The sequence below is a fragment of the Paenibacillus sp. Dod16 genome (assembly GCF_049893405.1).
In the GTDB taxonomy this organism is placed as follows: Bacteria; Bacillota; Bacilli; order Paenibacillales; family Paenibacillaceae; genus Paenibacillus_AQ.
Genome location: NZ_JBNDYG010000066.1, coordinates 15,053 through 27,058, shown reverse-complemented (window position 1 = coordinate 27,058; position 12,006 = coordinate 15,053). Strand labels below are relative to the sequence as shown.

Below are 12,006 nucleotides of genomic sequence, written 5' to 3'. Positions count from 1 at the left end.
GAAGAAAGCTCTGAACGATATCAAAAATTTAGATATTGCTGACCAACTTCGGGAACTTGATAAGCTATTCGAAAAGATGGGTGCAAGTAATGAACTGATCGAGGCACAATCAAGGACGTCGCTCGGCCAGTACAACAAGGCGATTGGTAAGATAACAACGTCACTTAGGGAAATGGGGACACGTGGCCTTGATAAAATCGCTCCGTTGCTCCGTGATTTCAATAAATGGCTGGATAGCGCCGCATTCGAAAAACTCAAGGCGTGGGGATCTGATGTGTTTAGTGGTTTCGTTTCGGGTGCCGTCAACATGGTACGCAAGGCAACGGATTACATCAATAACAACTTCATCAATAATCCAGAGTTCGCGAAGCTGCCGGATATCCAAGCCAAAGTAAAATACATCTTCAACACACTTATGGAGGACTTTAACGCATGGTACAACGCCGAGGGCCGAGCAAAGGTTCAGGCGATCGCAACAGACCTCACAAACACGCTCGGAGCTGCGTTAAGTGCGTCGCCTCAATTGCTCGGTGCTGCCGCTAAATTGGGCGTAGATCTCGGCGCAGGCATCATCAAAGGCGTTCTGTCCGATCCGTTACTCGCGGCTTTACTTGGCGGCGGAGCTGCAGCTAAGTTTCTCGGTGGTGGCGGAGGTAAGGGAGGCGGCAAAGGTGGCGGAGGCAAAGGCGGTAAAGTCGCAGCATTAGCGATTAATCCGTACGTGCTTGGCGGTGGTGCTGCTCTGGCCGCGATGGGGTACAGTTCGAGCGTATGGGAAGACGTGAAGAGTAATCCGGACTCGATCTACAGCTCGAAGGTAATCGGCGGAGGAAGTAACGCGCCAGTAGTTCCAAATACGACGAAGATTACGGATTCTCAGGTTGACGCCTTGGTCGGTCACTTGCGCGGCCATAACGGTGGAATTGCGAATATTCCATATAATGGATACGTTGCAAGATTACACGCCGGTGAGGCCGTTTTGACTCGCGAAGAATCTAAACGGTACCGTGGCGAGAGTGGCGCTAATTACGGTGACGGCAAAAAGACTGCGCCTGTAGTGAACATTACCGGTCCAATCCACATCAACAACGGAATGGATTATAACGAGTTCGTCGGCAGACTCGTGCGCGACTTGGCACAATAAGGAGGCGGATATATGAGATACGAAACAAACGATGAATTACGTGATTCTATCGCAGACTTGACGGAGCGACTACGCCAGATCCGGATTGAACGAGGCGTGCCGGAAGAAGCGCCTGAGGATTTCGTTGAGGAAACGTTATCCTTTGCGCTGTATAACCGGCTGCTTCCGTTTAAGAAGATCGCGGTTAAATATGCGTCCATAATTGCGGAAGGCGGCGCTCCTACCATTGACCTCTCGAAGTTAGAGGAATACCGGCAAATTGCCGCGCTGCTCTCGAAATCAAAGGTAGGTACGTTAAGCTGGTTTGCTGCAGGACTTGGCGCAATCCTAAAGCATATGAAACGTGTTAATGACTTGGTGAACAGCGGAGAATACGACGGACCAACAAGGAACGACTTATCGTCGCTTAGCCTTGCGATTCGCTTTACGGATATGGGCGACGTCTACCACGATTACCAATCGACAGAGACGTTTTATGATCGAAAACAACGGATCGCGGCGGAGATTGAACGTATGGACTTCGATAAAGAGTACGCGGAAGCAATGGCGCACTATGAATCGATAAAACATCTGCTATAATACGGAGGAATGACGAATGAGTAAACGGAAAAGACAACTTGAATCTGCGCTTAAGCCACAACAACAAAAGGCTGCGCAATTGTACGTACAGAACGAATGGAACGAGCTGACCGGTGAAGGCGAGAAGAAGCTGACCATGACGGAGTTGGCCGAGAAAATTGGCATCGCCAGATCAACGTTATTTGAGTGGAAGGCCGACGAGGATTTTAACGCCTATGTTGCGTATCTTAGCGACGTACAAATGAGCGGAATGCATGACGAGTTTAACCGAAGCGTTGTCAAGGCGTGGAGAGGTGGTCCGAATGGTATCCCTTCGGTGAAAAGTCTGGAGTTGTATGCGAAGATGCGCGGACTCGTGAAGAACGTCGAGATTATCGAAGATCGTCGCGAAGGTAAACCGTCGTACAAGTCCGAGGATGATCTGCGTCAGGATATTAGCGCATTAGACGAGATGATTAACGGCAAATAGTACGACGAAATCGGACGGAAAATGGCGTTTCACCCGCCGAACGCCTGCGACAGGGACGCGCCTGTACCTCAGGGGTCAAACGCCTGTTTTCGCTGTATAAACGATGCATAAACGGTGAATAATGCGGAATATTACGTTTTGAATCCGGACGGAAGAAAACGAAGAATGGCTCAACCACGCGGTTTATCGGAATCAGACATAGGAGCAAAATCCGAATTTTGTGTAAGAGTCTACGCGTTAATGCGTTAAAGTATTACCGGGGGGCCTATCCGAAATCGAGTTGCGCACCTGGTCTCCGATCAATCCGCGCAAAATTTTTATCTCGGGAGTCCGATTTTTTTTCGCAGTAAAATTAACGATATCAGGCGCAGTCTTAGCGGAAGTAGTTTCCGTCGAGGCTGCGCTTTTTTTGCGTTATAGAATTGCTTGTACATCCGCGAATATTACCGTATAATAGAAAAACGTGAAACGCACAGTAGCGAAGGGGCACGCTATAACATCACGGATAAATTAACGGTGAGGTCCTCGTGTACCTATCGCCGATTTAACGTATAAAACCGCTGTAAATCCGCAATGGGACTGCGTTAAGTGGTGCAAACCACTTAAAATCCTGCGGTAGGTGACTACCGTACGGGTTCGACCCCCGTCCTCGGCATTATAACAGCGTCTGGTAAGATGCAAAATAAGTCGGCCCCCGTATGGGTGCCGGCTTATTTTTTAAATCGACACAAGGTCAACACATGATGCGTGTTGTTATTTGATTCAAATTGAACGGAAGATGTTGGTGTTCCGATTATAGAAATCGCATTCTTTTATGATTCCATGCTGGCCTGTGTGAGAGGAGAGAGGAGACATGCGGATGTTTAACAATGATTGGGACCTTATTCTGCAGGGAGAAATGGATAAGCCTTATTTTCAAGCGTTGATGGAACGGGTGGACGAGGAATACCGGCGCTGCACGGTGTATCCCCCCAAGGAAGATATATTTCGGGCTCTTCAGCAAACATCGTACCAATCGGCGAGAGTCGTTATTTTGGGACAAGACCCTTATCACGGTCGTAGACAGGCGCAGGGGCTGAGCTTTTCCGTCTCGCCCGGGGTTGCGATTCCTCCGTCTTTACGAAATATACATAAGGAGCTTGCTTCGGATCTGGGAATCTCGATTCCCAATCACGGTTCCTTGCAATCGTGGGCGGATCAAGGGGTGCTGCTGCTTAACGCCGTGCTTACGGTTCGCGAAGGCGAGCCGAACTCACACAAAGGGATCGGGTGGGAGAAATTCACCGATACGGTCATTACGAAACTGAATGAACGCGATCAGCCGATGGTTTTTATATTATGGGGAAGTTACGCACAGAAGAAAGGCTCCTTCATAGACCGAAGCCGGCATAAGGTGCTTGAGTCCAGTCATCCGAGTCCGTTTGCAGCGCATAAAGGATTCTTCGGTAGTCGTCCATTTTCAGCATCTAATGCTTTTTTAATGCAAAAGGGTATGGATCCGGTGAATTGGGACATTCCGAACACGCCGGGCGATGGAGATGAATAATCCGCGAGAGGTGACCTTCATGAAACATTGGATTGGTCGTCATGTTGTCATTCAGCGTTTAGACGGGGCAAAAAGCACGGTTGAAGGTGTGTTGAAAGGATGGGACCCCGTTCAGGAAAAAGTGATTCTTGGGCCGGGTGAGCTTGTTATACCGTTTCGTGCCATTCATAGAATTATGCCGAGAAACGCATACCCGGCCTTGAACTCCATCGGTTATGTCGTGAACCATACCATTCAATTCGATAATGCCGTCTATTTCGGATCTTCCGTCATGATATGGAGGGGCAACCGACTGGTGTCATCACAGGCCATCCTGACTTCTCACGATGAGGATACCGTTACCCTGTCAAATGGCATGATATTGCGCAAGGACGAGCATTATTTTGTGGTTCGATCCTTGCGCGGCAATGCGTGATTCTTTAAATAAAGGATGTCCCCAGCAGCCATCGTGAAGTTGGCGGGGACGTCCTTTTTTGTGCAAATGGAAATGTATGTCTCCAGTAAGGCGAGTTCATGATGCGTCTTCTACTTTTTCGGCAAGGAACAGTTCGTAAATCCGTACCACGATAATTTTGATGATCATGTAAGCCGGAATGGCGAGCAGGATGCCCAGCAGCCCGAAGAAATCGCCGCCTACAAGGATGAGGGCAATCGTGGTCAACGGGTGAATATCAAGCTGTTTCCCGTAGATGACCGGTGTCAGAATATTATCTTGGATCTGCTGTGCGATGACAATAACGACAACGGACCATATCGCAATGGAAGGAGATTCGATAAATCCGATAATGACGGCGGGAATGGTCGCCAGCAGCGCTCCGATATACGGGATGAAATTCAAGAAGAAGGAAATGACCGTCAAGAGCAAAGAATAGGGAAGCCCGATGATCAGAAATCCGATATAAATCATCATGCTAAGTATAAGATTCAGGATCACTTTGCCGATAATAAAATTGCTGAGTGCCGTATCGATCTCACCCAGCACCTCCTGGCCATCGCGGCGGTATCGTCTTGGCAGGACACTGAGCAGCCTGGGCGGAAGCTTGCCGCCTTCCTTCAGCATGTAGTACAGAATGATCGGAATCGTAGCAATAATAACGACAACGCTCGATACAACGGTAATCAGGTTGTTGATGGAGTTGCTGATCCAGGTAATGATCCGATTCATATACTCCGTCAGTGAGGTGGACAGCTCGGATTCCGTTGGTATATAGCGTGACCAGAATCGATTCTGCTGCAGCTGGTCAATCTGTTCCTGCACGCCCTCTACCAAAAAGGGGGTATTGCTGATAAAATTTTCGATTTGTTCGCGCAGTGTCGGCCACACCACAATGCCGAAGATGGCGCAGAGACCGGCAAACACGAAATACAGCATCAGGACGCCAATGGATCGTTTGATTTTCCGCCGCTCCAGGTAGTCTACGATCGGCCTGAGCAGATAATAGAAGAAGCCGGCCATCGCGACGGGAACGATCAGCATATTGAACATGGAGACGATTGGCCGGAACAAAAAGCTGATTTCGGAACCGAGATAAATGATCAAGAGCAGTGCGATTATGCCAAAGCATGTCCTGAAATATTTGCTCTGCATCATGGGCAAATCCCTCCATACAACGATTAGTAAATACATAGGTACTATGTAACATTTGTATTTAACCAATTTGGAGGGATTTGAAATCACCAGTTTATGTTATCAGTTTCGTATGGTGACCCGGGTATGGATGGGCACGAGGGAAGCCAGCTCCGTCACATCCTCGTTGTACATCCGAATACATCCAAGGGAAACGGAGCGTCCGATGGATGAAGGGTCGTTCGTTCCATGGATGCCGTAATGGGGTTTGGACAACCCTAACCAATAGGCTCCGAACGGTCCCCCGGGATTTGGCTGCTTGTTGATGATGGTGTAATTGCCTGGCGGCGTCTGTGTAGCCATTTTGCCGATGGCAACCGGGAACGTACGTACCACGATGTTGCCATCCAGCAGGTGCAGCTGATAATCGGATAAATCGACAATAATGCGGTATTGGGGCATTGTAAACCCTCTCCTTCCTGATTCATGCTATGAACCAGGGGGAATACCGGCCCCTAAATTGATCTAAAATAGGCAAATTACACCTTCATAACTTGGTAGAAATTTCATCCAATGGTGACGGTCTGCCGATGTTATATTTAATATGTTACGCAGTAACAACGTTTGCATCAGGAAGGGGAAACCGATGTCTCCTGCTAGGTTTTATCAAAAATATATCAAAAATAATATGTTTACCAAGATGCTGCTGTTAATCTCCCTGATTGCGGTGGTTACCATTGTCACCTTATCTTTTCTTATGTATTATTTCTTGTTTCAATCGGCCGTTCGCAGTGAACTGGACATTCAGCGAAGCGCGGTTGAGCGGGTGGAACGGCATGTGAATCAAAAATATGTGAATGCGCAGTCCTATGTGAATGAGCTGTATCGCAACACCTCTCTAGGCATTGACACTTCCTATTTCCTCATGAACTCGTTTAATGAGTACATGGCGAAGCGAATGAACCGGATTGCGGGCGGAGGGCAGTCCAATTCAGATAGCGTGGTCGCTTACTTTAAGCAGAGGCTGGACGATGATCCGGATATCGAGAATATTATGCTGTACAGTGCCGAGAAGCAGTATGTGTATGTTTACAAGCAGGGCAGCATGACAAGGCTCTATCAGGCGAATGCGACGCATTCTTACATCCCCGACGTGATGGCCCTCGAAAGCCAGAGTGTCACATTGCCGAATCTATGGGTGCGTAAGCTGGCCGGAGACGTGACATTACCGTTATTCTCGATCCGGAGCCCGATTAATGATATGACCACCTACAAGAATCTGGGGCAGCTGGTTATTTTATATCGAACGGAAGCACTGGGTGCCGTCCTGAACAGTGGCGAAGATCCATTGAAGGGATCCGTAATGGTTTTATCCGGCGACGGCCGCGTAATGTTTGATTCCTCAGGCAAATATTACGGCGAGAAATATCCGTATGCCGACCGGCTGCTGAATTCCAAGGAAACCGTGAACCTCGATGAAGAATCGTATATTACAACGGCAGCGCACAATCAGGCAGGTTATACGGTGGTTGGCATTACGCCTAAACGTGAGATCGCTGAATCTTTCCATGGCGTGCAGAGCACCATCATGATTGCTGCCCTGCTGTGCATCGTGATTGCTGTGTCCATTCCTTCGCTGATGATCGTGAATTACTCCAAGCGGACAGATAACATTATCCGTTTTATGCGTAAGGTTGAGAAGGGAGAGTTCGTGGCGCGTATGCAGGATACCAAGGATGATCAGCTGGGGCAAATTGCGGGCAGCTTTAATGAAATGCTGGACGAGCTTTCCCGGTATATCGACAAGGTGTACAAGGCGGAAATTAACCAGAAGAACGCGGAGCTGTCTGCATTGCAAGCCAGAATTAATCCGCATTTTCTTTATAATACGCTCGAAGTGATTCGAATGAGAGCTCTCTCGCAAGGGGCGCAGGATGTTGGCGATATGATCTACAGCTTATCGATGCTGTTCAAGAATATCGTTCAGCACAAGTCCCACTATACGCTGAAGGATGAGCTGGAGGCGTGCAGGCTCTATCTGGAACTGTTTCGCATTCGCTATAAGGACAAGTATATTTACAAAATGCACTGTGAGGAACAAATCAAGCATGTGCCGATGATGAAAATGTCACTGCAGCCACTGATTGAGAATTACATCGTTCATGGGCTGCGCAGCGACCAGGATGATAACTGGCTGACGATAAACGCGGCGCAGCAGGATGGGGATGTCGTGATCGAGATTAAGGATAACGGGAAAGGGATCGAGCCGGAGCAGCTAGAGGAGATCAAATCCCGGCTGGAGATGGCCGAGTCGAGTGAAGAATCGTTTGGTCTGCGGAGTGTGAATGAGCGGTTAAAGCTGACGTTTGGAAGTTCGTACGGAATGGACATCCAGAGTGAGCCGGGTAACGGTACGACGGTGACAGTCAAATTTCCGGTGGCAGAAGGGAAGCTGAATAACGATGTATAAAGTGTTTATCGTGGACGATGAGCCGTTCATTATAGAGGGATTATATGACGTCGTGGATTGGTCGAAGTATGGCATCGAGGTGGTCGGTCATGCAGAGAATGGGCGCAAGGCGCTGGAGAAGATGGCGGTCATTCCTGTTGATATTCTTATTACGGATATATCGATGCCTGTCATGACGGGACTTGAATTGATTGAAGGCGCACGTAAATTAAACCGTAATCTGAAGGTGATCATCCTGAGCGGTTTCGACGATTTTGCCTATTTGAAGGAAGGCATGCGTCTGGGGATCGAGAATTATTTGCTCAAGCCAATCAATCTGAAGGAACTGGAAGAAACGATTGCCAGCACAACGGATAAAATGAACAAATCCAGAAGGGAAATGAGACTGGACGAGTACGACATCAACATTTTGCGGAGCAATATTCTGTATCGCTGGATCACGGACCGGATTGAGCCGGAGGAGCTGGAGGAGCGGGCGACCCTTCTGGGGCTGAATCTGAATTTGCCTTACGTCATGGCGTCTATTCTGAGAGCCGATTTCACGCCGCTGGAGAGCTGTCTGTATCAATTAATGGATCAGGAGCCGGGTGTTCTGTATTTCCGGGACAACGACGGCGATCACGTGGTGATTTTTATGATGAAAGACCCGGACACGGAAAAAGCGAGAGCCATCCGGCTCCTGCAGCAGGTGCGCGAGTACTGCTATGAAGAAGAGTTGTCCATCTCGCTTGGCAGCGTGGAAAGCCTCGGCGGTAATTATAAGGACAGTTATCTTCACGCCAAGGAGGCACAGGAATACTATCTCGTTCTAGAGCAGCCCTCCTACGTGGATTATGTTGATGTTCAGGCCAAGAAGGGAGAAGCGGCGGAATCCTATTCCGTACAGTGGCCCGAATATGCCAAAGGCATCGCCGGAAGGGATAAACAGGTGCTGTTTGATTTGATTGACAGTGATTTTGATCGGCTTCGTCATACGCAGGGGATGATCCCAACGACACTCAAGAGCATCGCGGTCGAGATGGTCATTCGCCTGAAGCTGGAGCTGAACGATATCCAATACACGGCAGCCCCTGATTTTGTGAAAAATACGATTACCGATATTATGGATTCCGTATCGATCGACGATCTGATTACGGCCGTGAAGGAAGGAGTTGGCGGGCTGGTCGATTCGCTCAACAATGACGTGAAGAGTCCTGTCATCCAGCAGATTCTGCATCATATCCAGCACCATTATAACGAGGATTTGTCACTGAAGGTGTTAGGCGCCCAATATCATATTCATCCCGTCTACCTGGGGCATCTGTTCCATAAAGAGACAGGAGAGAACTTTACGGAGTATATTAACCGATACCGGATTGAACGTGCCAAGGAGCTGCTCCGAAACACTTCGACGAAAGTGCAGGATATTGCAAAAAATGTAGGTTATTGGGAAACCGGTTATTTCTATAAACAGTTCAAAAAATTCGTCGGCGTATCGCCGAGGGATTTTCGAGGAATGCTCTGATTAATTTAATCAGAGTTTTTTTCTTTATTTTCACCATAATACCTTTAATTTTTCGCCTATGTGAAACTGCTTTCATGGGATAACCTTATAAGTGTAGAGACACAAAGGATTCAAAAGGGAGGATAAACATGAGTAAATCGAAAAAGAAATGGCTCCTGCCGCTAACGCTGCTATTGTCTGCATCCATGCTGTTGTCGGCATGCGGAGGCAACAAAGAAGAGAGTGCAGGATCCGGCGGGGGAACTGCCGAGAAACCGGTTGAGCTGATCTGGTACACCATCGGAACACCTCAAAAGGATGTCGACAAGGTTGAAGAAGAAATCAATAAATACACTGCTGAGAAGATTGGTGTAACCGTTGACATGAAAATGATCGACTTCGGTGATTACAACCAGAAGATGCAAGTCATGGCAGCTTCCGGCGAACCGATGGATATCCTGTTCACCAGCTCATGGGCGTTTGACTATGTGCAAAATGCACGTAAAGGCGCATTCATGGAATTGGACGAGCTGATTGAAAGCCATGGAAAAGGCATTAAAGACGCGATTGACCCTGCGTTCCTGGAAGGTTCCAAGGTTGACGGTCACAACTATGCAATTCCGGCAAACAAAGAGCTTCCTGCTCAAGAAGCATGGCGCTTTAACAAAACGCTGCTTGATAAATACAACCTCGATATTTCGAACGTGAAATCGATGGAAAGCTTGGAGCCACTGCTGAAAACGATTAAGGAAAAAGAACCGAATGTCGTTCCTTTGGCTATCAGCAAAGACTTCGGTCCGTTGCTTCCGTTTGACTACATCATTGAAAAAATGCCAATGGCCGTTTACCTGGATGACAAGGAAGAGCTGAAAGTTGTGAACTTCCTCGAAATGCCGGAAACGATGGACATGCTTAAATTGATGAACAAGTACTACAAAGCGGGATACATTTCCCCAGAAGCAGCGACAACAACTTCGACGCAAGATTTGATGACATCCGGCAACTGGTTCACGGACCGTGCGGCAACGCAGCCGTTCGCAGACAATCTGTGGAGCCAAAGCTACGGCTATCCGGTCGTATCCACTCCGGCTGGCGACGCAACGATCTTCAACTGGTCGGTAATGGGTTCGATGCAAGCGATTTCCGCTAACTCGAAGTACCCTGAGAAAGCCATGGAGTTCTTGAATCTCCTGAACACTGACGTATATCTTCGTAACCTGGTTGACTCCGGTATCGAAGGCGTGCACTACAAAAAACTTAGCGAGAACGTAATGGAAAACTTGCCTGAATCGAAAAACTACGACATGCCTACCTTCGCGCTTGGTAATGTCATGCTGACTTACTTGAACCCTGAGGATCCTGAGAACAAATGGGAAGAGTTCAAGAAGTTTAACGAGTCCGGCCAGCCTGCTCCGCTTCTCGGTTTCAACTTCGATCCAACCAAAGTATCCACAGAGCTCGCAGCAGTCAACAACGTAAAAGAAGAGTTCTGGGCGCCGCTGATGACAGGTACCGTGAATCCTGAGGAGTTCCTGCCAAAAGCGAATGAAAAGCTGAAAGCTGCTGGTCTGGACAAGATCATCGCTGAAGCACAAAGCCAAATTGATGCTTGGAAAGCAAGCAAGTAATAACAATGCATGAAGCGGCCTGCCTGTCCTAAGGGACGGCAGTACCGCTGCAGCATGAACAAGGACGGGGCGGCGGATGTTCACCCGCCCTTCTTTTGTTCATTTCATGCACATCACGAGGAGGGGTAAGCGTGAGAGCGATCGGACAGTTTTTCAAAAATATTATGACGAATAAGGCCATGCTGTTCATGGTTTTGCCGGGGACCCTATGGTTTCTCTTATTCTCATATTTGCCCATGTTCGGGACCATTATTGCATTTAAGGAATACCGCTTTAGCCGTGACGGGTTCTGGGCAAGTATCGTTAATAGTGAATGGGTAGGATTCCAGAACTTTAAGTTCCTGTTCAGTACCAACGATGCTTACATCATTACGCGCAACACCGTTCTATATAATTTCGTGTTCATTATTCTAGGTCTCATTCTATCCGTAGCACTGGCTATCGTATTGTCTGAAATCGTGAACAAGAAATTGGCGAAAGTCTATCAAACCGGTATGTTCCTGCCGTACTTCCTGTCCTGGGTTATCGTAGGTTACTTCGCATTCAGTTTCCTGAGCATGGATAAAGGGATGTTGAACCAGATTCTGGGCTGGTTTGGCATGGAGCCGGTTCAATGGTACTCCGAGGCCAAGTATTGGCCGATATTCCTGACGTTAATCAGTTTGTGGAAATCCGTTGGTTATAACAGCGTCGTTTATCTGGCGGCGATTATGGGGATCGATAAATCCTTGTACGAAGCGGCCATGATTGACGGAGCGAACAAATGGCAGCAGATTAAAGCCATTACGCTTCCGATGCTGAAACCGCTGATGACCATTTTGACTCTTCTTGCGATCGGTAAAATCTTCTACGCTGACTTTGGTCTCTTCTATCAAGTGCCAAGGGATTCGGGAACCTTGTATTCCGTAACGAACGTCATTGATACCTATGTATATCGTGGTCTGAAGACAACGGGCGAGATCGGAATGAGTACCGCTGCGGGTCTGTACCAGTCGGTAGTCGGATTTATTCTGGTCATGGTATCGAACTATATCGTTCGTAAATATGACAAGGATAATGCATTGTTCTAATCGATCAATCTACCAAGAAGGGGGTATGTGATGTGTTCAAATCTAAAAGC

Annotated in this window: 11 protein-coding genes; 9 read left to right on the top strand and 2 right to left on the bottom strand. The window is 48.0% G+C overall.

The window, feature by feature from the left end:
• Positions 1–76 precede the first annotated feature (76 nt).
• From ACPV3A_RS33485 to ACPV3A_RS33465, 5 genes are all read left to right on the top strand, one after another.
• Complete coding sequence (locus ACPV3A_RS33485; protein ID WP_426204133.1) at positions 77–1,144, top strand: hypothetical protein; 1,068 nt, start codon at positions 77–79, stop codon at positions 1,142–1,144.
• Positions 1,145–1,156: 12 nt separating this feature from the next.
• Positions 1,157–1,723 (top strand): hypothetical protein, encoded by a 567-nt coding sequence (locus ACPV3A_RS33480; RefSeq protein WP_426204131.1) that lies wholly within the window; start codon positions 1,157–1,159, stop codon positions 1,721–1,723.
• A gap of 16 nt (positions 1,724–1,739) precedes the next feature.
• Entirely contained in the window at positions 1,740–2,192 is a 453-nt protein-coding gene (locus ACPV3A_RS33475; protein WP_426204129.1) for a phBC6A51 family helix-turn-helix protein, read from the top strand.
• Positions 2,193–3,051: 859 nt separating this feature from the next.
• The gene (locus ACPV3A_RS33470) at positions 3,052–3,738 is read left to right on the top strand and encodes a uracil-DNA glycosylase (protein ID WP_426204175.1); all 687 of its coding nucleotides are present in this window, start codon (positions 3,052–3,054) and stop codon (positions 3,736–3,738) included.
• 19 nt (positions 3,739–3,757) lie between these two features.
• On the top strand, positions 3,758–4,153 hold the full coding sequence (locus ACPV3A_RS33465; protein WP_194545109.1) for a hypothetical protein: 396 nt from the start codon (positions 3,758–3,760) through the stop codon (positions 4,151–4,153).
• A 96-nt stretch (positions 4,154–4,249) separates the two neighbouring features.
• On the opposite strand, the gene ACPV3A_RS33460 is transcribed toward ACPV3A_RS33465, so the two are convergent.
• Complete coding sequence (locus ACPV3A_RS33460; protein ID WP_220686017.1) at positions 4,250–5,329, bottom strand: AI-2E family transporter; 1,080 nt, start codon at positions 5,327–5,329, stop codon at positions 4,250–4,252.
• Positions 5,330–5,428: 99 nt separating this feature from the next.
• Positions 5,429–5,767, bottom strand: a complete 339-nt coding sequence (locus tag ACPV3A_RS33455) for a L,D-transpeptidase (protein WP_194541700.1) — start codon at positions 5,765–5,767, stop codon at positions 5,429–5,431.
• Positions 5,768–5,951: 184 nt separating this feature from the next.
• Here ACPV3A_RS33455 and ACPV3A_RS33450 point away from each other — a divergent pair, with 184 nt between their 5' ends.
• From ACPV3A_RS33450 to ACPV3A_RS33435, 4 genes are all read left to right on the top strand, one after another.
• On the top strand, positions 5,952–7,775 hold the full coding sequence (locus ACPV3A_RS33450) for a sensor histidine kinase (RefSeq protein WP_426204126.1): 1,824 nt from the start codon (positions 5,952–5,954) through the stop codon (positions 7,773–7,775).
• A complete protein-coding gene (locus ACPV3A_RS33445) occupies positions 7,768–9,279 on the top strand; it encodes a response regulator transcription factor (RefSeq protein WP_194541702.1) in 1,512 nt (503 codons plus the stop codon). The genes ACPV3A_RS33450 and ACPV3A_RS33445 overlap by 8 nt, the downstream gene beginning before the upstream one ends.
• A gap of 128 nt (positions 9,280–9,407) precedes the next feature.
• Positions 9,408–10,886, top strand: a complete 1,479-nt coding sequence (locus ACPV3A_RS33440) for an ABC transporter substrate-binding protein (protein ID WP_220686015.1) — start codon at positions 9,408–9,410, stop codon at positions 10,884–10,886.
• Between the two features lie 140 nt (positions 10,887–11,026).
• Positions 11,027–11,956 carry an ABC transporter permease gene (locus tag ACPV3A_RS33435; RefSeq protein ID WP_175320733.1) on the top strand — a complete coding sequence of 310 codons (930 nt, stop codon included), beginning with the start codon at positions 11,027–11,029 and terminating at the stop codon, positions 11,954–11,956.
• The last annotated feature ends 50 nt before the right edge of the window (positions 11,957–12,006 follow it).